Annotated in this window: 22 protein-coding genes and 1 tRNA gene; 13 read left to right on the top strand and 10 right to left on the bottom strand. The window is 29.8% G+C overall.

All coding sequences use genetic code 11. The features are described from left to right. Window positions 1-209 precede the first annotated feature (209 nt). A complete protein-coding gene (gene topA, locus METOK_RS07500) occupies window positions 210-2,552 on the top strand; it encodes a DNA topoisomerase I (protein WP_013867618.1) in 2,343 nt (780 codons plus the stop codon). Between the two features lie 96 nt (window positions 2,553-2,648). Here the strand turns inward: topA and trxR are convergent, their stop codons facing one another. The 4 genes from trxR to METOK_RS07480 form a co-directional block, all read right to left on the bottom strand. Then, window positions 2,649-3,581 carry a F420-dependent thioredoxin reductase gene (gene trxR, locus METOK_RS07495; protein WP_048057951.1) on the bottom strand — a complete coding sequence of 311 codons (933 nt, stop codon included), beginning with the start codon at window positions 3,579-3,581 and terminating at the stop codon, window positions 2,649-2,651. Between the two features lie 47 nt (window positions 3,582-3,628). After that, entirely contained in the window at window positions 3,629-4,675 is a 1,047-nt protein-coding gene (locus tag METOK_RS07490) for a hypothetical protein (RefSeq protein WP_013867616.1), read from the bottom strand. A 274-nt stretch (window positions 4,676-4,949) separates the two neighbouring features. Beyond that, window positions 4,950-5,753, bottom strand: a complete 804-nt coding sequence (locus tag METOK_RS07485) for an SPFH domain-containing protein (protein ID WP_013867615.1) — start codon at window positions 5,751-5,753, stop codon at window positions 4,950-4,952. Window positions 5,754-5,811: 58 nt separating this feature from the next. Then, window positions 5,812-6,282 (bottom strand): NfeD family protein, encoded by a 471-nt coding sequence (locus METOK_RS07480; protein ID WP_013867614.1) that lies wholly within the window; start codon window positions 6,280-6,282, stop codon window positions 5,812-5,814. A 156-nt stretch (window positions 6,283-6,438) separates the two neighbouring features. On the opposite strand from METOK_RS07480, the gene METOK_RS07475 reads away from it, so the two are divergent. The 9 genes from METOK_RS07475 to METOK_RS07435 all read left to right on the top strand — a co-directional run bounded on the left by METOK_RS07475 (window position 6,439) and on the right by METOK_RS07435 (window position 14,504). Further along, the gene (locus tag METOK_RS07475; protein WP_013867613.1) at window positions 6,439-7,347 is read left to right on the top strand and encodes a coenzyme F420-0:L-glutamate ligase; all 909 of its coding nucleotides are present in this window, start codon (window positions 6,439-6,441) and stop codon (window positions 7,345-7,347) included. 225 nt (window positions 7,348-7,572) lie between these two features. After that, window positions 7,573-8,169, top strand: coding sequence for a DUF483 domain-containing protein (locus METOK_RS07470; RefSeq protein WP_013867612.1), 597 nt, complete (start codon window positions 7,573-7,575; stop codon window positions 8,167-8,169). 8 nt (window positions 8,170-8,177) lie between these two features. After that, a complete protein-coding gene (locus METOK_RS07465; protein WP_013867611.1) occupies window positions 8,178-8,831 on the top strand; it encodes a potassium channel family protein in 654 nt (217 codons plus the stop codon). Window positions 8,832-8,926: 95 nt separating this feature from the next. Beyond that, the gene (gene rfbA / locus METOK_RS07460; protein ID WP_013867610.1) at window positions 8,927-9,799 is read left to right on the top strand and encodes a glucose-1-phosphate thymidylyltransferase RfbA; all 873 of its coding nucleotides are present in this window, start codon (window positions 8,927-8,929) and stop codon (window positions 9,797-9,799) included. Window positions 9,800-9,916: 117 nt separating this feature from the next. Further along, window positions 9,917-10,921: a dTDP-glucose 4,6-dehydratase gene (rfbB, locus tag METOK_RS07455; RefSeq protein WP_013867609.1), complete on the top strand. Its 1,005-nt coding sequence runs from the start codon at window positions 9,917-9,919 to the stop codon at window positions 10,919-10,921. 4 nt (window positions 10,922-10,925) lie between these two features. After that, window positions 10,926-11,840: an SDR family oxidoreductase gene (locus tag METOK_RS07450; protein WP_013867608.1), complete on the top strand. Its 915-nt coding sequence runs from the start codon at window positions 10,926-10,928 to the stop codon at window positions 11,838-11,840. Window positions 11,841-12,078: 238 nt separating this feature from the next. Continuing rightward, entirely contained in the window at window positions 12,079-12,378 is a 300-nt protein-coding gene (locus METOK_RS07445) for a histone family protein (RefSeq protein WP_013867607.1), read from the top strand. A gap of 140 nt (window positions 12,379-12,518) precedes the next feature. Then, window positions 12,519-13,199 (top strand): phosphoribosylformylglycinamidine synthase I, encoded by a 681-nt coding sequence (purQ, locus tag METOK_RS07440; protein WP_013867606.1) that lies wholly within the window; start codon window positions 12,519-12,521, stop codon window positions 13,197-13,199. Window positions 13,200-13,304: 105 nt separating this feature from the next. Further along, window positions 13,305-14,504, top strand: coding sequence for a CBS domain-containing protein (locus METOK_RS07435; RefSeq protein WP_013867605.1), 1,200 nt, complete (start codon window positions 13,305-13,307; stop codon window positions 14,502-14,504). Window positions 14,505-14,635: 131 nt separating this feature from the next. On the opposite strand, the gene METOK_RS07430 is transcribed toward METOK_RS07435, so the two are convergent. Continuing rightward, on the bottom strand, window positions 14,636-16,030 hold the full coding sequence (locus tag METOK_RS07430) for an aspartate kinase (RefSeq protein WP_048057950.1): 1,395 nt from the start codon (window positions 16,028-16,030) through the stop codon (window positions 14,636-14,638). 412 nt (window positions 16,031-16,442) lie between these two features. On the opposite strand from METOK_RS07430, the gene METOK_RS07425 reads away from it, so the two are divergent. Further along, on the top strand, window positions 16,443-17,918 hold the full coding sequence (locus METOK_RS07425; RefSeq protein ID WP_013867603.1) for a (R)-citramalate synthase: 1,476 nt from the start codon (window positions 16,443-16,445) through the stop codon (window positions 17,916-17,918). A gap of 285 nt (window positions 17,919-18,203) precedes the next feature. Further along, on the top strand, window positions 18,204-19,607 hold the full coding sequence (gatB, locus tag METOK_RS07420) for an Asp-tRNA(Asn)/Glu-tRNA(Gln) amidotransferase subunit GatB (protein WP_013867602.1): 1,404 nt from the start codon (window positions 18,204-18,206) through the stop codon (window positions 19,605-19,607). A gap of 89 nt (window positions 19,608-19,696) precedes the next feature. Here the strand turns inward: gatB and METOK_RS08750 are convergent, their stop codons facing one another. Both METOK_RS08750 and METOK_RS08510 read right to left on the bottom strand, forming a co-directional pair. Beyond that, window positions 19,697-20,272 carry a hypothetical protein gene (locus METOK_RS08750; protein ID WP_013866559.1) on the bottom strand — a complete coding sequence of 192 codons (576 nt, stop codon included), beginning with the start codon at window positions 20,270-20,272 and terminating at the stop codon, window positions 19,697-19,699. 101 nt (window positions 20,273-20,373) lie between these two features. Then, window positions 20,374-20,712: a hypothetical protein gene (locus METOK_RS08510; RefSeq protein ID WP_232210803.1), complete on the bottom strand. Its 339-nt coding sequence runs from the start codon at window positions 20,710-20,712 to the stop codon at window positions 20,374-20,376. 216 nt (window positions 20,713-20,928) lie between these two features. Here METOK_RS08510 and METOK_RS07410 point away from each other — a divergent pair, with 216 nt between their 5' ends. Beyond that, on the top strand, window positions 20,929-21,597 hold the full coding sequence (locus tag METOK_RS07410; protein WP_013867601.1) for a diphthine--ammonia ligase: 669 nt from the start codon (window positions 20,929-20,931) through the stop codon (window positions 21,595-21,597). 218 nt (window positions 21,598-21,815) lie between these two features. On the opposite strand, the gene METOK_RS07405 is transcribed toward METOK_RS07410, so the two are convergent. The 3 genes from METOK_RS07405 to cbiQ form a co-directional block, all read right to left on the bottom strand. Next, window positions 21,816-21,889 (bottom strand) — tRNA-Val (locus METOK_RS07405). A gap of 103 nt (window positions 21,890-21,992) precedes the next feature. Then, complete coding sequence (locus METOK_RS07400) at window positions 21,993-22,871, bottom strand: energy-coupling factor ABC transporter ATP-binding protein (RefSeq protein ID WP_013867600.1); 879 nt, start codon at window positions 22,869-22,871, stop codon at window positions 21,993-21,995. A 126-nt stretch (window positions 22,872-22,997) separates the two neighbouring features. Next, entirely contained in the window at window positions 22,998-23,822 is an 825-nt protein-coding gene (gene cbiQ / locus METOK_RS07395) for a cobalt ECF transporter T component CbiQ (RefSeq protein WP_048057949.1), read from the bottom strand. Between the last annotated feature and the right edge of the window lie 21 nt (window positions 23,823-23,843).

The following is a 23,843-nucleotide window of genomic DNA, read 5'->3' as shown; positions in this document are numbered from 1 at the left end:
TAATTATTTATAATTATACCGCTCCTTTTTATATTTCTTTTGTTAATTTTTTTTACATTGATAAAAAAAGTCCAGTAATAAAAGATAATATAAAAAATAATAAAATAAAATAATAATATAATAAAATAAATTAATTATATAACTATTAAATATTATGCATGATGTTCATAAAAATTAAAAAAATTTTTAAATTTTAAAAAAGTGAAATTATGACTGATTTAATAATATGTGAGAAACCAAATGTAGCAAAAAAAATAGCAAGTGCTTTGGGCAATCCTAAAAAGAAATCAAATAACGGAATTCCATACTATGAATTGGAAAGAAATGGAAAAAAAATAATTGTAGCTTCTGCTGTTGGGCATTTATTTACATTAGAAGAAGAAAAAACAGGGGAAAAGAAAAAATTTGGGGAATATCCTGTTTTTAATATAAAATGGGTTCCTGCTTCAACCATTAAAGGAAAGGAGTATGTCCAAAAATATATAAATACACTTAAAAAACTTGCAAAAGAAGCTGATGAGTTTTATATAGCATCGGACTGGGATATTGAAGGAGAGTTAATTGGTTATCACGCATTGTACTACTGTTGTGGAAAAAATGATGCAAAAAGGATGAGATTTTCAAGTTTAACCAAAAATGAAATTATTAAGGCGTATGAGAATCCAGATAGAGTAGATTTCGGGCTTGTTGATGCAGGAGACAGTAGGCATAGGGTAGATTGGTATTATGGAATAAATGTTTCAAGAGCTCTGATGCAATCCATAAGGGCTGTTAATAGATGGCAGACGATGAGCACAGGTAGAGTTCAAGGACCTGCTTTATCGTTTTTAGTCGATAGAGAGCTGGAAATAAAAAAATTTGTTCCAAAACCATATTGGGTAATCGGAGCTCACCTAAAAAATGAGCTCTTAGCAATTCATGAAAAGGATAAATTTTGGGATGAAAAGGAAGCCAACGAAATTTACAACAGAATAAAGGATGAAAAAGAGGCAATAATTTCAAGTATCAAAAAAACTAAGAAAAAGATAAAACCAAATCCACCATTTGATTTAGGAACATTACAAAGAGAGGCTCACAGAATATTTAGATTTTCACCAAAAAAGACGCAAGAAATTGCACAGAAGCTTTATGAAATGGGAATTTGTTCTTATCCAAGGACGAGTTCTCAAAAACTTCCAAAGGATGATAATTACATAAAGGATATTCTAACAAAAGTTTCAAACCATGGCGATTATAAAAAATATGCCGAGCTCATATTGAGAGAGAACAGAAAGCCAATAGAAGGTAAAAAAAGCGACCCTGCACACCCTGCAATACATGTTGTAGATGTTCCAAAAGAACTATTAAATGATGATGAGAAAAAATTATACGATTTAATTGTAAGAAGAACACTTGCGGCCTTTTGGGATAATGCAGAAAGGGAGTATATTAATGTAGTGTTGAATATCGATGGAGAAAACTTCAAACTAAGTGGTTCAAGAACTATAAAAGAAGGATGGCATGAGATATATTACTTTACAAAGTTTGATGAAAAGGAGCTCCCAAGTTTAAGAAAAAATGATAAAATACCTGTTGAAAAAATAACCATTGAAAGAAAGGAAACAAAGCCTCCTAAAAGATATACAATGGCATCTATTATAAAGGAACTTGAATCAAGGGAATTAGGAACAAAAGCCACTAGAGCTGACATTGTGGAAAAACTCGTAAAAAGAGGATATTTAATTGATGATGGCTCTTTAAAAGTAACTGATTTGGGAATAGCAGTAATTGAAACCCTTAAAAAATACTGTCCCGAAATAATTGATGAAAAGATGACAAGAGAATTAGAAAAAAAACTGGATAGATTACAGAAAAGAACCATAAAAAAAGAAAATGTTTTAAAAGATGCTGAAAATAAATTAAGAGCCATATTAGAAGAGGTTAAAAAGAAAGAAAAAGAAATTGGTAAGGAATTGGTGGAAAAAATAGACACTACAAATAAATCTTTAAAAACTGTTGGTAAATGCGAGTGTGGGGGGGACTTAATAATAATTAAAACAAAAGGCAAGAAGAGATTCATAGGATGCACAAATTATCCAGAATGTAAAAAAACCTATCCATTGCCACAAAAGGGAAGGATAAAAATATTAAATGAAACTTGTGAAATATGCGGAGCTCCTATAATAAGCATAGATAATCAAAAAGTCTGTATAAATCCAGAATGTCCTTCAAAAATATCCAACGAAGATAAAAAAGAAATGGAAAAGGCTGAAAAATCTGAAAAAATCTGCCCAAAATGTGGTGGAAAATTGGTGGTAAAAAAAGGAATATATGGAGCATTTTTAGGCTGTGAAAATTATCCAAAATGTAGATATACCGAAAAACTAAATAATAAAACTAAAACTGAAAAAGCTGAAAAAGTAGTGGTAGGTAAATGTCCAGAGTGTGGAGGGGACTTAATAATGAGAAAGGGAAGATTTGGAGAGTTTATAGGATGTTCCAATTATCCAAAATGTAGATATACCGAAAAAATCAAAAATGAAAAAACAAAAACGAAAAAGGAGAAAAAATAAATAATATTAATAAATAAAATGAATAAATAATGATTTTAAACATATAAATACTTAAAATAAATATTAAAAATAAGTAAAAATATTAAAATAAAATTCTTATTTATCATTTTTATAATTATTTAAATACTGTGAGGCACTTGCAAGTGCAACTGCACCCTCACCAACAGATTTGGATACCTGCAAAACACCACCTGTAATATCACCACAGGCAAATATTCCATCTATGTTTGTTCTGCATGATTTATCCACTATTATAAATCCTTTTTTATTTAATGCTATGCCACTACTTTCTAAAAATTCAGAGTTTGGTATATGCCCCATACTTATAAAAATACCATCTGCTTTTATTTCCTTTTCTTCTCCATTTAGCGATACCAAAACACCCTCTGCTTTATCATCACCAAGTATCTTTAAAGGTTTTGCATTGGTGATTATCTTTACATTTTCGGCATCATTCAATCGTTCCAGCATGATATTTTCAGCAGCCCTGAGCTCAGGTTTATCGGTAATAATTGTTACTTTCTTTGCTATATCCTTTAAATTCAATGCGGACATAACCGCAGGAGTTCCCCTTCCAATAACTATTACCTCTTTATTTAAATAGAAAAAGGCATCACAGGTTGTGCAATAACTAACCCCTCGTCCAATAAATTTATCTTCATTTAACCCCAATTTTTTATCCTTTGTTCCTGTTGCTATTATTATGGATTTTGTAATATATGTGTTATTTTCACCAATTATTTTAAAAGGTTTGGATATATCGATTTTTTTAATGGTGTCATGAACTATGTTTAAATTGAATTTCTTTGCATGTTCTACAAACTTTTGAGATAATTCAAAACCGCTTATACTATCAAACCCCGGATAATTTTCTACAATACCAGCTTCTGCTATTTTTCCTCCTTCATTCTCTTTTTCAATACATATAGTATTTAATTTTGCCCTCATAGCATATATTCCAGCCGTTAATCCAGCAGGACCCCCACCAATTATTATTAAATCATAAACTTTACCATATGTATTATCCATATTATCACCCATTTATTTATTAAACTTATTTATTTTTTATTATTTTTTTATTTTTCCACTATAATATTTTTGAGCTTATCCTTTAAATATTCCATGCACTTTTTACAATTTTTATTATATTCTCTAAATTCATCGGTATTTTCATCATGGTTATTGCATAGGAATGCATATAAATTGTATGCTGGACACCCGTATGGTGTTTTTCCTTCATTTAATCTAAATTTTTTAAATTCTTCTTCAATAGAGCCGTTTAAATATAATATTTCATAATCATAACCTCCATTCATTACTGGTTTATTTGTAATGGTAGGTGGGCTTCTTGTAATTATTGAGGAGCTCCCCGAAATCATATTGGCATATTTCATTCCATCAATACTTGAAGCTGGTTCAATTATCGTTGTTTTATTTTTATTTATGGCTTCTGGAAGAAATGAGACTTTTATTCTTAACCATGTGCTTTCTTCGGGGTTGGATTCTATAATCGCCCTACCTTTTTTAGATATATTTGAATTGTTCAGGTAAAATATATAATATTCATTACAGAGCTCCCTTAACCTACTATCAAATGATGATTTATGCGTTGGGAAGTATTTTAATTTTCCAGATTTGTCATTATTGGGGTTATTTTTATTATTATTTTTTAATTTTTTATTGTAGTATTTTTTAAAATTTTCTCCTGCTTTTTTTGTTAGTTTAAGTGCCTCTTCAAATGAAATTTCTGTTTTATACTCTATAAGTTTAGCATATTCATATGTTTCTATAATTATATTTGTAGAATACTCTTCTTTTGTTTCCACAGCAATAGCAGTATAATCCTCAAATGTAGGATGCCTCATAAGCATTTCTTGGATATCGTCAATAGTGGTATTCTTATTTAAACTTCTTATTTCCTTTGGAGTTAATAGACAAGGTCCTGTTGTAATATCTTTGTATATTTTATCCCCAATCATCCCAATGAACCTATAACTTTGTAAATTTGTGAATTCGTGATTATTCACCGGTTTTAAATGATTTTTTTCTATAATTCTATTCCAATATTGTGGATAATTATGTCTCCAATACATATTTGTAAATTCTTTTTGACAAATTACCAAGATACATCACCTTATTAATTTTAAAATAATATTATATCGATTATATTTAGTGTTTATGATTATGGCATAATATTACACTATTAATATTTATATTTGCAAGTATGATATATATAGTTTTTCTAAAAAATAGATATTTAAATATAATAATATATAATATAAAATATAAAATATAAAAATACATACTATAAAAAATATACTATAAAAATATAATAAATAAGTGATAATAACAAATAGGATAATAAAAATAAATTAAAAATAAAATAGAAACTTAAAATCATTTTTTAACAAGTTTCTTTGCAACATCCATTATATTTTCAGAAATTATATATTTTGTATTTTCTTTCAATACTGTATTGGTTACATCAAGTGCCTTATAGAGCTGTGCTTCATCTTTGAAATATTGCTGTGCAGCTTCTGCAACAATTTTTATTGCTTTTGCCTGTCCCTCGGCTTCAATTCTTAAACTCTCAGCTATACCTTCTGCCTTTAATATCTTACTTTGTTTTTCTCCTTCTGCTTCTAATATGGCTGCTCTTTTTAATCTTTCTGCTTTCATCTGCTGAGTCATGGCATTTTTTATATCTTGTGGTGGTTCTATCTCCCTGAGCTCTACCTTTTCAACTCTTACTCCCCATGAATCGGTATCTTTATCAAGACTTTCTAAAAGTTTTGAATTTATATGTTCCCTTTTATTTAAAACCTCATCAAGTTCCATACTACCAATTATTGCTCTTAATGTTGTTTGAGCAAGATTTACTATGGCATACTCATAGTTTTGCACTTCCAATAGAGCTCTTTTTACATCTACAACCCTATAATATATAACAGCATCTATTGAAACAGCAGCATTATCTTTTGTAATCATCTCTTGGGATGGAACATCTATTACTTTTGTCCTTACATCCACTTTTACAGGCTCTTCTATAAGTGGTATCAATATATTTACTCCGGGTTTCAACACCCTGGATACCTTACCTAATCTAAATATTAATCCCAATTCGTACTGATTTACAATGACTACTGATTTTATTATAATATAAAGCACTATTAAACCTATTATTATCCAAAACCATTCCATTATATCCCTACTAAATTTTTTATTATTATTTTTAAGATTATTATTTATTAAATTACTATTATTCTATTTTTTTATTGTCAGTATTATTGTCTATCTTTAATTTTTCCTTCTTATCATCAACCTTTTTTACTATTAAACTTACCCCTTCTATACCCACTATTTTTATTTTATCTCCTTTTTTTAAAGGTTCTGTTGCCTTAATATGCCATTTTTCATTATCTAAGGTTATTAACCCATACCCCTGTTTATCCAAATCATTCTGCAAAATTAACTCCCTTCCTATAAATCGTTCTGCCCCTATTTTTATGTCAGTGCCCACATTATATACCAAACGATACATGATATATACAGTAATCAGCCCAGATAATATGGCAGCAGGTAATGCTAATGAAGGCATAAATAATAAAAATATACCGTATATTAGCACAGCTATACCTATGGCTGGAAAATATAACCCTGGTGTGATTACCTCAAAGAATATTAATATCAAACCCACCAATATTAGTGAATACCCCAAATTCATATCCATATAATCACATTTTATATTTTTACAGTTATTATATTATTTTTTATTATATTTTTATTTATTATATTATTTCATTGTAAATATTATGTTAATTATATTATAATATAGTTTATTTATTATATAAACTATTTAATGTTATCGTCATAATGCCGTGAGAGTATGAAAGATGAACCTATTAATTATAATATAAAAGCCATACCCATAAAAACTAGATATATCAGAAGAAACGAAGATTTTGTTCCCGTGGTTATAAATTCTCTAAAACGAGAAATGAAAAAAGGTCTAAATATTGAAAATGGTGATTTTATTGTATTGAGTGAAAAAGTTATATCCACAAGTGAAAATAACTTTGTAGATGAGAAACATGCTAAACCTAAATTTTGGGCATATTTTTGCTATTATTGGTCAAAATATGTATGGGGTTATGTGCTTGGACCACTATTAAAAACACGGAAAGATAGAATAAAAAATCTTAGAAAAATGCCGAAAAAAGAAACTTTAAGGCATAAACAGGTTGTAATAGATAATGTAGGTCTTATTTACGCCTTAAAACCTGCTTCGGAAGGTGGTGTTGATTTAACAAATGTCCCTGGGACTTATGCAGCACTTCTTCCAAAAAATCCAAAAAAATCAGCAGAGCGATTATATTGTGCCATTAAAGATGAATTAAATTTGGATGTTGCTATCATAATTATAGATACTGACGCCACATATAAATTTTTTAAATGGCATATAACGGCATTACCTTATGCAATAAACGGCATTATATCAAAAGTTGGAGTATTAGGATATATTATTGGTAAATTAGGAGGATTGTTAAATATGGGAGGATTATGTGGGGCTACGCCATTGAGCATTGTGGGTCATAAAATCTATGAAAAATATAGCATGGATGAGCTCCTATATATTGCAAATTTAGCGGATACCTCACAGGTGCCATTTACAAAATCAATTCATGATATTATGAAAAAATACAATACCTTTGAAATTACGGAGGATGTATTATCTGAGTTAGAACATACGCCAGTAGTATTGATTAAAGACCTTAAAAAAGAAAGAAAATTATAAAACTATAATAATCAAAATATATTAAATAAATAAAAATAAATAAAGTAATAATTAAAAAAAGAATTAAAAAATAAAAATTAAAAATGAAATGAAAATGAAATAATAGGCTGATAATAATACAAATAAAGATAAAATAAATATAAACAAAATAATCAAATAAGATATATAAGATTAAAATAAAAATAATTAATTATAAATAATTTAAATTTAAAAATATGTGATATAATGAATGCTGTTGAGTCTATGGAAGAGATTTTTAAAAGGATAATAGTTGCAAGGAATGGAAAATCCAATTTAAATTTTATCGGAGTTCATATAGAAAATATGGATGATGAAATTTATAATTATATATTATCCCGGCTTATAAGACAGATAGATATAGTAAAAAAATATAATCCAAAGGTTAGACCTGCAATAGACCCCATGGTTTCATCGGAGCTCGGAGTATATTCAGGTTTGGACTTTCCAGAAGAATATGGAGCATTAATGGGATATCCAAAATGCTGTATAGAGTCGTTTAAATCTGCGAGATTTGGAATAGACAATGAACACTTAAAGGAAGCTGAAGAAATAAAAAAAGAAATAAAAAATGATATATTAGAAAATAATAAAGATGTAAAGGAAAAAGTTGCTATAATAATGCCCTCAGGATTTATTCCATGCAGTTTAAAATGCAAAAAGGCATGGGAGAGAAATCTTATATCTATTGTATCTTATAAGGAATATTCACTTATTCAAGACCTTGAAGCAGAGTTATTTAAAGAACTCCCTCACTTTCACGGAGCATACAATGAATACTATGAAAAAATATTGCTATTGTAGGGGATAATATGTATATAATCATTGCTGGAATGGGGAGAGTAGGACATATATTGGCAAAATCACTCTCTGGAAAACATGATTTGGTGCTTATTGAAAAGGATAAAAAAGTTTGTGAAACTATTGCAAGCGAAGTTGATGCATTGGTAATAAACGGAGATTGCACGAGTATTAAAACCCTTGAAAATGCAGGTATTGATAATGCCGATATGTTCATAGCAGTTACCGGTCGTCAAGAAATAAATCTAATAAGTTCTTTGCTTGCCAAGAATTATCAAATACCAAAAACAATAGCAAGAGTCAGCGAACCAGAATATAAAGAGGTATTTGAAAAATTAAATGTGGATGTAGTTATTAGCCCTGAGCTCGTAGCTGCAAATTATATTGAAAAACTAATAAATAGACCGGGAATTGTAGATTTAGCAATAGTTGGAAGAGGAGATGCAGAAATTTTTGAATTAATCATAGACTCAAAATCAAAGGTAGCTAATAAATGTATAAAGGAGCTCGGCAAAAATAAAAATTATTTGATTATTGCAGTATATGAAGAAAATGAATTGAAAATACCTGATGGAGAAACAGAATTAAAGCCTAATGACAGGATAATTATTTTGGCAAAAAAGGATGCTGTGGATGAGGTTAGAAAACTATTTACTGAATCTTAATGCTAAACGAATGATAAAATAGAGAGATATGTGATTATATCTTTATATAAATTATAATGTAAAAATATAATATTGTTCTAAAAGAGGTGTAAAATATGAAAGGTATAATTTTAGCGGGAGGCTCTGGAACTAGACTATACCCTATAACTTATGCAGGAAATAAACATTTAATGCCCATATATAATAAACCTATGATATATTATTCACTATCTACTTTAATGTTATCTAAAATTAGGGATATATTAATAATAACAACACCCGAGGATTTGCCGAGATATAAAAAACTTTTGGGAAATGGTGAGCATTTAGGGATAAATATTCAATATAAAGAACAACCAAAACCAAAAGGCCTTGCAGAAGCGTTTATTATTGGAGAGGAGTTTATAGGAAACGATAGCGTATGCCTAATACTTGGAGATAACATTGTATATGGAAGTGGATTAACAGGATTTTTACTCGATGCAAAAGAGGAGCTCCTGAAAGATGGAGGGGGTGTGGTGTTTGGACAGTATGTAAAGGACCCTGAAAGATACGGTGTTGTTGAATTCGATGAAAACGAAAATGTAAAATCAATAGTTGAAAAACCTAAAAATCCGCCTTCAAATTATGCTGTAATTGGTCTTTACTTCTACGATAATGATGTAATAGATATTGCAAAAAATATAAAACCTTCATGGAGGGGCGAATTAGAAATAACCGATGTAAATAACGAATATTTAAAGAGAAATAAATTAAAGGTAAAGCTTTTACCAAGGGGGACGGCATGGTTTGATGCTGGAACCCATGAAAGTTTTTTGGAGGCTAGCAATTTCATATCTGCTGTTGAAAACAGGATGGGACTGATGGTTGGATGTTTGGAAGAGGTGGCATATCGTAACGGATGGATAACTAAGGATGAGCTCCTAAGACTTGCTAAACCATTGATGAAAACTGACTATGGAAAATATTTGGAAAAGCTCGTTAAATAAATTAAATAAATTTGCTTTTTTATAATTTGATATAACTATAACTATGTTTTTTAATAATAGAAAGGAAAAACATAAAATAAAATAAAAAATGTAAAAATATAATCATTTGGTGAAATAATGAAAATGTTGGTTACAGGTGGAGCAGGATTTATCGGTAGCAATTTTATACGATATATGTTGGATAAATACAAGGATTTAGAAATAATTAATCTCGATAAACTTGGATATGGTTCAAACTTGGAAAATTTAAAAGATATCACTAATAAATATAATTCAAGGTATTCTTTTGTTAAAGGGGATATAAACGATTTTGAATTGGTATCTAAGTTAATTAAAGAGGTAGATGCTGTTGTAAATATGGCGGCAGAAACTCATGTTGATAGAAGTATATCTAACCCTTATTCGTTTTTAGAAAGTAATATTATGGGCGTTTATACAATTTTAGAAGCTGTTAAAAAATACAATCCAGATGTCAATCTTGTTCATGTGAGCACGGATGAGGTATATGGCGATATTGAAGAGGGTTCATTTACAGAGAATGATAGGTTAATGCCTTCATCTCCATATTCAGCAGGTAAAGCTGGGGGAGATATGCTTGTTTTGGGTTATGCAAGAACCTATAACTTAAATGCAAAGATAACAAGATGTACAAATAACTACGGTCCATATCAGTTTCCAGAGAAATTAATTCCAAAAACTATAATTAGGGCAAGTAAAGATTTAAAAATCCCAATATATGGTAAAGGAGACAATATTAGAGATTGGCTTTATGTGTTAGACCATTGCAGCGGAATTGAAACAGTTTTGGAAAAGGGAGAAAAAAGAGAGGTTTACAATATCTCTTCAAATAATGAAAAAATGAATATCGATATTGCTAAAATGATATTGGAGCTCCTAAATAAACCATTAGATTTGATAGAATTTGTAGAAGATAGACCAGGACATGATGTTAGATACAGTTTAGATTCTTCAAAATTGAAGGAGCTTGGATGGAAACCAAAATATGATTTTAAAGAGGGGTTAAAAGAAACTGTCAATTGGTATATGGACAACGAATGGTGGTGGAAACCCTTAATTAATGAAAAGGTTCTTTCACCTACTCCTTGGAAATTGAAATGGTGATAATGTGGGAGAAAAAATAGCAATTATTGGCTTGGGCATGATAGGGTATGAGCTCGTAAAAAAATATAACGATTTGGGCTTCAAAGTTCATATAATTACACGAAGTGATAAAGGATTTTTTGACAAATACAATTATATAAATAATATAAATAAGCATTTTGTGGATATTACCAATGAAAATAAGATAAAAGAAACTATTATAACTATAAATCCTGATTTTGTTGTAAATACTGCGGCTATTACCAATGTGGATTTATGCGAAACTGAAAGAGAAGTTGCATATAAAACAAATGCCCTTGCCGTTAAATATGTTGGCGAAGCCTGTAAAAAGCTTAATATTCCATTATGCCACATATCCACAGACTATGTTTTTGATGGGGAAAAAGGTGATTATATTGAAAATGATAGAATAAATCCTATAAACTACTACGGATGGACAAAGGCAGAAGGAGAAAAGATTCTAAATGAATTAAATCACGATTTAACATCTATTGTAAGAATTTCTGTTCCTTACTGCATAAGTCCTATTAAAGTCAATTTCCTCATGTGGGTTTTAAATACCTTAAAAGAGGGAAATAAAGTAAATGCTGTAATTGACCAGTGGAATACACCAACTTATGTGCCTGAGCTCATGGAGGGAATTGTTAAAATTCATGAAAAAGAGGTTAATGGTCTATTGCACTTTGGAGGGGGCGAAAAGGTGAGCAGATATGAATTTGCCTTAAAGGTTGCTGAAATATTTGATTTAAATAAGGATTTGATAAAACCTATACCGAGCTCAGAATTAGGATGGAAAGCAAATCGACCAGCTGACACTTCATTAATCAGTAAAAAATCTGAAAAATTATTAAATATTAAATTAAAGAAAGTTGATGAATGTTTAAAGGAAATTAAAAGGGAGTATTATAATTTTCCATAATAAATTTTTATAGTATTATGGGACCTCTAACTTAATAATCAATAGAGATATACATATTTTTGACTTTGCCATTATTATTATTTTATTTTTAATATTATTCTTTATTATTATTTTATTTTTCTTAATCTCTTATTTTTCTTATTTTTCATAATTCTTTATAAATTTTAAAAAATATGCATAAACTTTAAATAAATTTAAACATAATATTTATTTAATATTTAAAACAGGAGGTTTTATTATGATACCAAAAGGTACAGTTAAGAGACTGATGAAGGAAAACACCGATATGAATATATCCGCTGAATCAGTTGAGAAACTTGTGGAAATATTGCAGGAATATATCGTAACCACAACAAAAATGGCAGAGGATAACGCAAGAAAAGATAAAAGAAAAACTATTAAAGCAAGAGACATTGAAAACTGTGATGAAGAGAGGTTGAGAGTAAAAATTATGGAAATTGCAGATAGGACTGAAAAAGTAAATATATTGACAAAAGAATTTTTAAAGGTTTTAGCCTCTGAATTATTGAGGGAATAAATTTTATATGCAATGAAAATTAAAATTTTTGTAGCATTCCTAAAATTTATAAAAATTTATATTTTATGTTTAAATTAATTTAATAAATAGATATTTTAATATTAGGACGATAATATATAACATATAATTATAGTGATAGTATGGACATTGCAGTTATAAAATTTTTAGGCACGAATTGTGATAAAGATGTATGTCATACCGTTAAATTGGCAGGTGGAAAACCAGAATTGGTATGGTTTTCTGAGACTGATTTGAGTAGATTTAACGGTGCAGTAATACCAGGTGGGTTTTCCTATGGGGACTATTTAAGAGCAGGTGCTATAAGCTCAAAAACACCTGTAATAAATGGATTAAAGAAGATGATTGATGATGGAAAACCTGTATTGGGTATATGTAACGGAGCTCAGATAGGATTGGAAGCAGGTTTTTCATACGGAACATTGACAAATAATATAAATGCAAGATTTATATGTAAATGGGTTTATATAAGGGTTGAAAACAATAACACACCATTCACAAAATACTATAAAAAAGGAGAAGTCCTAAAAATACCGATAGCTCATGCAGAAGGTAGGTTTTATACCGATGAGGATACACTCCAAGAGATGTATAAAAAGAATATGGTAGTATTTAAATACTGCGATGAAAATGGAGAAGTTACCGATGAGGTTAATCCAAATGGTTCAATTGATAATATCGCAGGCGTATGCAATGAAAATAAGAACTGTGTTTTATTAATGCCACATCCAGAAAGAGCAAGTGAAAAAATACTGGGTTCTGATGATGGATTAAACATGTTTAAAGCTATGATATCTAAGTAAAAAAGTATATATAGCATTAGTATTTTTTATTTAATAGCATTATTTTTATTATGGTATTTATTTTATGCATTTAATAAAATATGTGAATAGGTAAGAGGTGAAAACATGTTAAATGAACCTGTAATAGAAATAGCAACAAAAGATGTAATTACAGTTACGCCAGATACTCCAATATCAAAGGCAATAGGAATAATGGATAATAATCACTTCCATAATTTAGTAGTTATGGATAACGATGAAAATATATACATGGTAACGATACATGACTTACTTTTAGCATCGTCATTAAATGAAACTGTTGAATCTTTAATGTTTAAACCACACTGTATTGACCAAAACACACCAGTAATGGATGCAGTATGTGAAATACTAGATTGTGGTCAAAGGGCTGCACCTATTGTAGATGAAAAAGGAAAATTGGTAGGAATTATAACGGATTATGACATAATGAAAAGAGCTGGAGAATCGGAGCTCCTAAAAGATGTAAAAGTAACTAAAATTATGTCAAGAAGTCCAATTACCATTGATAAAGATGAGAGTATAGGTAAAGCTAGAAGTTTAATGAGAAAATATAACATAGGAAGATTGATTGTTCTCGATAAAGAGGGAAATCCAACAGGTATAGTTACAGAAGATGACATTATAAGAAAGGTATTTAAACCTAAGAAAAAAATGACTGTTGGAGAACTTGCAGGAGAAAAAGTTCCAAGAATGGCTCAACCTGTACATATAATAATGAACTCTCCAATAATAACTGCGGACATAGACTCATCAGTTGCTAATGTGGCAAAGTTGATGGAAAAACACGACATTAGGGGTGTTCCAATTACTAAAAAAGGAACATTAAGAGGAATTGTTACAAGAATCGACATAATGAAATATATAAAGAATTTAAGGGAAGAATCTGTAATTGAAGTAATGCTTCAAGGCGAATTTGACGAAGATATGAAGGAGCTCGCAGAAAGAATATTAATGACGGAAGTTAAAAAGATAGCAAAACAGTCTAAAAGGCTTCATTGGATTAAAATCGCTGTAAAGAAAGAACACGATAAAGGAGGAGCTCCGTATTATACAGTTAATGTATATGTAAAAACTCCAAGAAAACTTTATGTTGCAGAAGGAAAACCTAAATTATCCACCACAAAAAGAATGGAAATGGATGGGGAAGATATCCAGCTTGTAGTTGAAAAACAAAGATGGGATTTCATAGAAGTATTAAAAGATGCCTTAGATTCAGTTATAAAACAGATGGAAATAGATAAAGAAAAAAGCCATCCAAAAAACAATAAAAGGATATTAGAATAAATAAATTTATTATTTTTTTTAATTTTTTATTTTTATTTTTTTAATTTTTATTAATTTTTTTATTTTTAGTTTCCTTTTTTTCGTTAAATACCAATTAAAATAATAAAAATAATATAAAATAAATATTAGAATTATTTTTCAATGAATGTTTTATGGAGTGTTTGCAAACATTTTTCGAGCTCATCCTCACCAATTACAAATGATATATTTACCTCAGATGAACCTTGGGCTATCATCTTTATATTTGCTCCACTTTCAGCAACTGCTGTAAATAGTTTTCCAGCTATGCCTTTGGAACCTTTCATGCCTGCACCAACCGCTGAAACTACGCAGACATTATTATCAATAGATATGTCTTTTATTAATGGACTGTCTTTAAACTCTTTTTTAAGTTCTTTTATAGAATTTTCAGCTTCAATTCCATCCCCATAAATTACAATGGAGATATTTGTTTCTGATGAACCTTGGGTAATTAATATTACATTTGCGTTGGCTCTTCCAAGGGCTGAGAATATCCTTGCGGCTGTGCCACTTACTCCAACCATGCCTGCACCAAATATATTTATTAAAAATACATCTTTAATGGCAGATATGGCTTTTATAACATTATTACTTAATTCTTGGTCATTTGTAATTAATGTCCCTTCGTTTTCAGGTTCAAATGTATTCTTAATCCTTAATGGAATATTTTTCTCCATTAAAGGTTCGACTGTTCTTGGATGAAGAACCTTCGCACCGAAGTATGCGAGCTCCATAGCTTCAATATATGACATTTTTGGAATTCTCCTAACATTCTTTACTATTCTTGGGTCTGAGGTGAGTATTCCACTAACATCAGTCCATATCTCAACCATATCTGCTTCAAGTCCTGCACCTACCAATGCAGCGGAGTAATCACTTCCTCCTCTTCCAAATGTTGTTATTTCTCCATTTTCTGTTCCACCTATAAAACCCGTGATTACTGGTATTATTCCTTCATTTAATAGAGGAATAATTCTCTCTTTAACTTCTAATTTTAGGGGTCTTGCACAGCCGTAATTATTATTGGTTATGATGCCTGCTTCACCACCTGTAAGAAATAATGAGTTATTTCCCAAATCTCTAATAGCACCGCTTAAAATTGGAGCTGATAATCTTTCACCAAATGAAAGTATGTAATCCTTAGATTTTGGAGTTAATTCTCCAAGATATGCCACGCCTATTAATACCTTTTCAAGTTCATCTATTGAACTGTAAATTACTTTTCTCACCTCGTCCTTTATCTTATCATCATTAATTGCATTGTCTATGGCATTTTCATGTTTTTCTTTTATCTCTTCTATAAAATTATTGATTTTAACGATGTCCCTTACATCCAGTGCTTGTTTAGATATTTCTACAAGGGAGTTTGTTATTTGAGTCATTGCAGAGGTTACAACCACAACATCTTTATCTTCCTTTTTTTTGTTTAACACTATTTTTGCTACATTTCTTATTCTTTTTCCGTTACCTACGGAAGTTCCGCCAAATTTCATTACTGTAACCACAACATCACCTAAAATTAAATTAAGATTGAATGAAGATTATAAATTAAGATTATTATATATAATAATGTATTTAAATTCATTTAACGATTATTAAATTAATATGGTATTTTAATTAGATTGCAATGATAAATTTGTAATAATATAGGACATTATGGGATAATAAACAATGAAAGTATTTTATGTTATATGATGTAAGGTAATATTAAATACATACTAAATATACACTAAATATATAGTAATCACCATATAATCCAATGAAATATAAAAAAGTTTTTATAAATTTATATCGATTATTATAATACTAAAAATGTATAATTATAAAGCTATACATAATAAAATAACAACATATGATAATATAATAATATGGTAATATATTGATGTAATAATATAATAATATTAATGAGTGATTTTTATGGTAAGGATATTTGACACCACATTAAGAGATGGAGAACAAACTCCGGGGGTTTCTTTAACTCCAAATGAAAAACTTGAAATAGCTTTAAAATTGGATGAATTAGGGGTAGATATAATAGAGGCAGGAAGTGCTATAACCTCTAAGGGAGAGCGAGAAGCTATAAAACTTATAACCTCTCAAAATTTGAATGCTGAAATATGCTCATTTGTTAGAGCTCTGCCTGTTGATATAGATTATGCCCTTGAATGTAATGTAGACAGCGTTCATCTTGTGGTTCCAACATCGGAAATACACATGAAATATAAACTCAGAAAAACAAAAGAGGAAACACTTGAATCAGCATTAAAGGCTACTGAATATGCAAAAGAACATGGTTTAATTGTGGAGCTCTCAGCAGAAGATGCCACAAGAAGCGATGTATCATTTTTAATAGAGTTATTTAATAAAGGTGCAGAGTTGGGTGCAGATAGGGCATGCGTTTGTGATACCGTTGGGGTTTTAACGCCAGAAAGGTCTTTTGAATTATTTAAAACTCTAAGCGAAAATGTATCTATCCCCATATCTGCTCACTGTCATAATGATTTTGGAATGGCTACTGCCAATACAATTTCAGCCATAAGAGGGGGAGCTCAGGAGTGTCATCTTACAGTAAATGGAATAGGTGAAAGGGCAGGTAATTCCTCGTTGGAAGAGGTTGTAATGGCACTTCATACATTATACAATATTAAAACAAATATAAAAACTGAAAAGCTCTACGAAACATCCAGAGTTGTATCTAGGTTGATGAAACTTCCAGTTCCACCAAATAAGGCAATTGTGGGAGATAATGCTTTTGCCCATGAGGCAGGAATACATGTTGATGGACTTGTTAAAAACACTCAAACCTATGAACCTATATCTCCCGAAGCTGTTGGAAACAGAAGAAGAATAATACTTGGAAAACATAGTGGAAAGGCTGCCTTAAAATACAAACTTAAACTTATGGGCATATCACTAACAAATGAGGAATTTGAAAAGGTGTATGATAAAATAAAAAATCTTGGAGATTTAGGAAAATACATTTCAGATATTGATTTAAAAACCATAATAAACGAAGTTAAAGGAGAAATCATTAAGAAGAAAATATTGTTGGATGAGCTCACTGTGGTGTCAGGAAATAAAATTACACCAGTGGCTTCAATACGATTGGACTTTGCAGATGAATGCAGAAAAGAGCAACTTATAGAAACTGCATTTGGTGTTGGTCCAGTGGATGCTGCAATAAATGCCATAAGAAAGGCTTTGAGTGGTGTTGCAGATATTACATTGGAGGATTATCGTGTAAAATCCATCGGCGGTGGAACAGATGCCCTTGTTGAAGTGGTTGTTAAGTTGAGAAGAGGTCATGAAGTGGTTGAGGTTAAAAATTCTCAGGGAGATATTATAAGAGCATCGGTAGAAGCTGTAATGGAAGGTATAAATTTGCTGATTTAATATAATATAAATAATATTATAAATAATAATTAGATTTCCTTTTATTTTTATTTTTTAAATTATATTATTATTTATATATTATAATACTTTGATAATGGATAATTTATAAGTAATTTAATATACTACTACGATTTAATATCATTAAATTTATACGGCATATTCTAAAAACTTTAAATATAGGATATATATTATTTTAAAATAAAACTAAATAAGAATTAAAAAATTTAAATAAAAACTTTAAATAAAAATTTAAAAATTTTAAAGTATTATACTTATGGTGATTAAATGGATGAAAATGTATCTATGAAATGCGGATTAGAAATACATGTTCAGGTCGATACAAAATCTAAATTATTTTGCAGATGCCCTACAAATTATAAAGATGTTCCACCAAACACAAATATTTGTCCAGTATGTATTGCACATCCCGGAGCTCGCCCAATGCCACCAAATAAAAAGGCAGTAGATGTGGCTATTATGGTGGCTAAAATGCTTGGATGTGAAATAGTTTTAGATAAAGATATTTATTTCCAGAGGAAACATTACAGTTATCCTGATTTACCAAGTGGATATCAAAGAACATCCGTTCCAATAGGTGTAAATGGGAATTTTTTAGGCGTAGGTATTACTGAGGTGCATCTTGAAGAAGACCCAGGACAGTACAAACCTGATTTAGGATTGGTAGATTACAACAGAAGCGGAACTCCACTTATTGAGGTGGTATCTGAACCAGACATAAAAAGTCCTGAGGAAGCGAGAGAATTTTTAAAACAGCTCCTTAGATTATTTAGATATATCGGTCATTTGAGAGGAGAAGGAACAATGAGGGCAGATGTAAATATATCTGTCAATTACAACGGCATCCAAGGAAACAGGGTTGAGGTAAAAAATGTTAATTCCATAAGGGGAGTATATAAGGTTTTGAAGTATGAGTTTATCAGACAGAAAAATATACTCAGAAGAGGGGGAGAAATTAAGCGAGAAACTAGGGCTTATATGGAATCCCAAATGATTACAAAAGGAATGAGAAGCAAAGAAACCGCAGATGATTACAGATATATTCCAGACCCCGATATCCAACCTATTGTAATAGATGAAAAATGGTTAAAAGAAGTAGAATCCCAAATGCCAGAAACACCAATGGAGAAGGAAAAAAGATTTGTAGAGCAATACCATGTAAAAATGGAAGATGCTAAGGTGCTTGTTTCTGATTTGGCTCTTGCAGATGTATTTGAAAAAGTTGTAAATGAACTCGGAGTAAATGAGGAAAATGTAAATCTTGCAGTAATTTGGATAAGAAATGAATTGAGAAGGGTATTGTCATATAATAAAATAGATTTCTTTGAAAGTAATTTAAAACCTGAACATCTAACCGAATTGATAAAATTGATAACAGATAAAACCATAAGTCAAAAAATCGGTAAAAAGGTAATTGAAATAATGGTTGAAAACAGGGGTGAAAAATCACCAAAAGATATTATATCGGAGCTCGGATTAACAGTAATTACCTCAGATGATGTGCTTGAAAATGCCTGTGATGAAGCCATAAAAAACAATCCTCAGGCAGTGCAGGATTATTTAAATGGAAATAAGGTTGCACTTAACTTCCTAATGGGACAGGTAATGAAATTAACAAGAGGAAGAGCAGAGCCTAAAAAGGTCGTAGAAATTCTAAAAAAGAAATTATAAACTTTTATTTTATTATGATATATAGTGATAGATTTAAAATAAATAATAATATAATTAATCTTAATTTTTTTAATATACTGACAGTGTGATTACGGTATTCCTCTCTTTATTAGTTCTTTACTACACGATTTAACCACTTCATAAAATGATAAACCATATTTATGGCTTAAATATTCTATGCAATTTGAAACTATTGCTAAAAATCTAATAAACCCTATATTACTATTTTTAGATGTTAAATAGTTCCCTTCAATTTTTAAAACTGATTTATCCCTTTGATGCTTTTCTTCTATCATAGGTCTCTTGATATATTCCCCTATTATATTTTCTGCCTTCTTTTTATGGTCTATACATACCAAATACTTGGGTTCCTCCTGGTTTCGAAGCGAATCTGAAAGATTCGCTGACTTACAAAAACCCCTTGGGTTTTTGTTAAGTTTCATTAGCACTGCAACGATTTTAACCCTACCTACATTAGGGATATTAACCACTTTATGATATAGTTTAACTTCTGTTTCGTTAATTGTCCTTAATTTAAACTTATTTTCTTCCAAATCCTTCTTAAATAGTTTTTCTATTTGGACTTTCTTACCAAAATACTCAACTATGATGTTTTTCTTAATTTTCCCAATGTAACATAGACCCAATTTCTTAGACTCCTTCATAACATCCTTTGTAGTTATAAAAGCGTCTCCTATTACCGTCCTGATATCGGTGTTGGATAAGAACCCAAGAATATCTATAAATATATTTGTAGATTTTTTGTTTAAAGGTTTTGTTGTAGTATAAATTGAGTATATCCCTTTTTATTATGATAAATACAGCAATTTATTTGTTCTTGATATAATTTTCTATGTTCTTCGATGTAATTATATCTAATAATACATCCATAAACCTTTTCACTCCATCTCCTTATGAATGTTGAATCAATTATTGCAGTGAATCTAAACCTTTTATCATTCAAGATATCGGGAAGGCTTGCTAATTGGTTATATACGCAAATCTCATTTTTTGATAGTTTTTGAATGTTTTTGATGATGGTAGTTCTGTGGATTTTTGAAATACTCTCTGAAAATGCTTTAATGGTCTTTATTGGGGTTAGCACTCTAACCTGTGCAAACCTGGATAACTCATCTGAATAGTTAAATCCTAAACTATTTATAGAATTAGTGAGTACATTATTAAGTGTTTCTAACCTGTTATCACTAAACTTTTTATTTGAGTATGTTCCTTTTAACTATTTTATTTTTCGATGTTAAGGTTGATATCGTTAAATCAAACTACAGTTATTTATGTTATTATGTAGTATTATGGTGAAACTTTGAAAATAGCTTCATTATATTCTGGTGGAAAAGATTCTGCCTATGCACTTTGGTGGGCATTAAATCAAGGCTGGGATGTTAAATATATGGTTAATGTAGTTTCTAAAAATAAAGAGAGTTATATGTTTCATATTCCAAATGTAGAATTGACGGATTTGGTTTCTGAAAGTGCTGGAATTCCATTAATAAAGGTTATTACAAAAGGAGAGAAAGAAAAGGAAATATTGGACTTAAAAAAAGCATTGGAAAAGTTAAATATAGATGGTGTCGTTAGCGGAGCTCTGGCAAGTGAATACCAAAGAACAAGGATAGACCATATATGTGAGGAGCTCGGAATAAAATCCTTTGCTCCACTATGGCACAAAAATCAAGAGTTAATATTACGAGATACTTCAAAGTTCTTCGATTTTAGAATTGTTAGTGTGGCAGCCTATGGACTTGGCAAAGAATGGCTTGGAAAAAGAATAACTGATGAGAATATTGAAAAACTACTTAAAATTATGGAAAAATACCAAATAAATAAAGCATTTGAAGGCGGAGAAGCTGAAACATTTGTTTTTGATGCTCCATTTTTTAATAAAAAGATAGAAATTTTAGATTATGAAATAATTTGGGACGGCATAAGTGGATTCTATATTGTTAAAGATGCCAAATTAGTTGATAAATAAGTTTATCCATATAAATTTATAAATATTTATGTAAAATAAAAATCCAACCTCGCTTCGCTTCGGTTGGAGCCTAAATTAAACCTAAAATAGAACCATTAAAAAGTGGGCTCGGGGAGATTCAAACGCAACTTTTGGAAAAAGTTGCATCAAAAGTCCAAAACTCACTTCGTTCGTTTTGGAATCTAAAATAAACTCTATAAAAAAATATTAAATAAAAGTGGGCTCGGGGAGATTCGAACTCCCGACCACCGCCGTGTCAGGGCGGCATCATAGCCAACTAGACTACGAGCCCAAAGCAATCTATAACCTAATAATATAAATTACTATATAAATTTTTCGGTTTATAATATTTAAATTAATTGGTTATTTGGTTTTTAGGTATTTTAACAGAAGTTTCATTTTTTAAAATTTTTCATAAGTTTTTCCATGAGCTCACATGCTTCATCTTCATTTATTGGTATATAGGGTATTACTTCGTTTCCAAATTTATCTTGAAGTCTTTTAAATAATTTTGCTATTTCTGGAACATCCAAATTTTCATTTTTTAGGAGCTCTATATTTGAGAATACCTCTTTTGGAGAACCTTCATAAACAATAGTTTTGTTTAAAACATAACATCTGTCGGCAATAGACACTAAACTCGGGTCATGTGATACAAATACAATAGTTTTTGATTTTTTATTTAATTCTTTTATTAATTCTTTTATATATCTTTTATTTCTCGGGTCTAAATAGGAAGCAGGCTCATCCATAAGGATAACATCAGGTATCATTGATAAAACAGATGCTATTGAAGCTTTCTTTTTTTCTCCACCACTTATATTGTAGGGATGTCTGTCTTTTAAATTGGTTATTTTTAATTCATCTATTGTTTTTTCTGTAAGGTCCAATGCTTCCTCCTTAGAATATAGATGTAAAGGTCCAAATGCTACATCGTCCCAAACTGTTGGACTGAAAAGCATGATATCGGGGTCTTGAAAAACAAATCCTACTTTACTTCTAAAATACTTCATAAATTCTTTATTTCTAAGTTTTTTTTCTGTAAGTTTTTCTCCTTCAAAATATATTTCCCCACTATCTGGAAATTCCAAACCATCGATTATTTTTAACAATGTGGTTTTTCCTGCACCATTTGACCCAATTATTGCTAAAATTTCTCCCTTATATATTTTCATATTAATATTTTCCAATGCTACGGTTCCATCGGGATATGTATAACCAACATTGTTTAATGAGAATATTACTTCTTTCTTCTCCTTTCCCTCATTATTCATTAAATCACCTAATATATATTTATTATAATTTATTTACAAGTTGTTATCATTTATTATATTTATTGTAATTATATTTATTATATCTATTTATTTTAATTTTATAATATTCATTATGCTATTTTAAATTTAAAAATATCCATTATCGATAAAGTAAAAAGAAAGCCCAATACTTAGCATTATTATCAAGAATAATATATCTTTTACATTAATTTTATATGTCGAATAAGATTTTGCCTCATTTAAATATCCTCTTGAACACATGGCATAATATACATCTTCCCCCATTTGATGAGTTTTTATAAATAATGCCCCCATATTTTTTCCAGCTTCTATCCAACTTTCTTTCATTCCCAATTTTTTGCAGGTCCTTGATTTTCTTGAATACATGGACTCCAAAAGTATATTCATAAGAAGAAATATGTATCTATATGCAATGGTCATAATGGTTACCACAATGTCAGGCATTCCAAGTTTATTTAGTGATTTTATAATGTCGTTCCATGGTGTTACAATAGTCAATAAAATTGCATAGGAAACAGCAGTGGCAACCCTCATAGTAAATACAATGGCATAATTTACGCCTGCATCTGTGATGGTAATGTATGGGTGATTTAACAATATATATATAGGAGCTCCGGGAGTTGTAAATAATATGGGAAGTGCAATAATTCCTGTGAAAATTGGTATAAATAACCATACTCTTTTTATATAATGCAAAAGTGGAATTTTGGATAAATACGCCATAACAAGAGACAATAGATACATAATTAATATAGTTTCTATGTTTTTCATAAAAACCGTTATTATTACAAATGAAATTATAACAATAAGTTTTACTCTTGGGTCAATGTTCTGTAAAAATCCATTTTTATTCTTTGAATATTTTTCTGCAAATACTGATTCATTGATGTATTTTATTACCCCTTCTATTGTTTTATCAAATAATTTCATAAAATCACCAAAAAATGACAA

The organism is Methanothermococcus okinawensis IH1 (genome assembly GCF_000179575.2).
Classification (GTDB): domain Archaea; phylum AGJL01; class Methanococci; order Methanococcales; family Methanococcaceae; genus Methanofervidicoccus; species Methanofervidicoccus okinawensis.
Note: the sequence above shows the minus strand (reverse complement) of the source record. Positions and strands in the feature narration are given on the sequence as shown.

Coding starts and splice junctions, on each gene's coding strand:
- topA (WP_013867618.1), top strand. CDS start 210: ATGACTGATTTAATAATATGTGAGAAACCAAATGTAGCAAAAAAAATA.
- trxR (WP_048057951.1), bottom strand. CDS start 3,581: ATGGATAATACATATGGTAAAGTTTATGATTTAATAATAATTGGTGGG.
- METOK_RS07485 (WP_013867615.1), bottom strand. CDS start 5,753: ATGGAATGGTTTTGGATAATAATAGGTTTAATAGTGCTTTATATTATA.
- METOK_RS07480 (WP_013867614.1), bottom strand. CDS start 6,282: ATGGATATGAATTTGGGGTATTCACTAATATTGGTGGGTTTGATATTA.
- METOK_RS07475 (WP_013867613.1), top strand. CDS start 6,439: ATGAAAGATGAACCTATTAATTATAATATAAAAGCCATACCCATAAAA.
- METOK_RS07470 (WP_013867612.1), top strand. CDS start 7,573: ATGAATGCTGTTGAGTCTATGGAAGAGATTTTTAAAAGGATAATAGTT.
- METOK_RS07465 (WP_013867611.1), top strand. CDS start 8,178: ATGTATATAATCATTGCTGGAATGGGGAGAGTAGGACATATATTGGCA.
- rfbA (WP_013867610.1), top strand. CDS start 8,927: ATGAAAGGTATAATTTTAGCGGGAGGCTCTGGAACTAGACTATACCCT.
- rfbB (WP_013867609.1), top strand. CDS start 9,917: ATGAAAATGTTGGTTACAGGTGGAGCAGGATTTATCGGTAGCAATTTT.
- METOK_RS07445 (WP_013867607.1), top strand. CDS start 12,079: ATGATACCAAAAGGTACAGTTAAGAGACTGATGAAGGAAAACACCGAT.
- purQ (WP_013867606.1), top strand. CDS start 12,519: ATGGACATTGCAGTTATAAAATTTTTAGGCACGAATTGTGATAAAGAT.
- METOK_RS07435 (WP_013867605.1), top strand. CDS start 13,305: ATGTTAAATGAACCTGTAATAGAAATAGCAACAAAAGATGTAATTACA.
- METOK_RS07425 (WP_013867603.1), top strand. CDS start 16,443: ATGGTAAGGATATTTGACACCACATTAAGAGATGGAGAACAAACTCCG.
- gatB (WP_013867602.1), top strand. CDS start 18,204: ATGGATGAAAATGTATCTATGAAATGCGGATTAGAAATACATGTTCAG.
- METOK_RS08750 (WP_013866559.1), bottom strand. CDS start 20,272: ATGAAGGAGTCTAAGAAATTGGGTCTATGTTACATTGGGAAAATTAAG.
- METOK_RS07400 (WP_013867600.1), bottom strand. CDS start 22,871: ATGAATAATGAGGGAAAGGAGAAGAAAGAAGTAATATTCTCATTAAAC.
- cbiQ (WP_048057949.1), bottom strand. CDS start 23,822: ATGAAATTATTTGATAAAACAATAGAAGGGGTAATAAAATACATCAAT.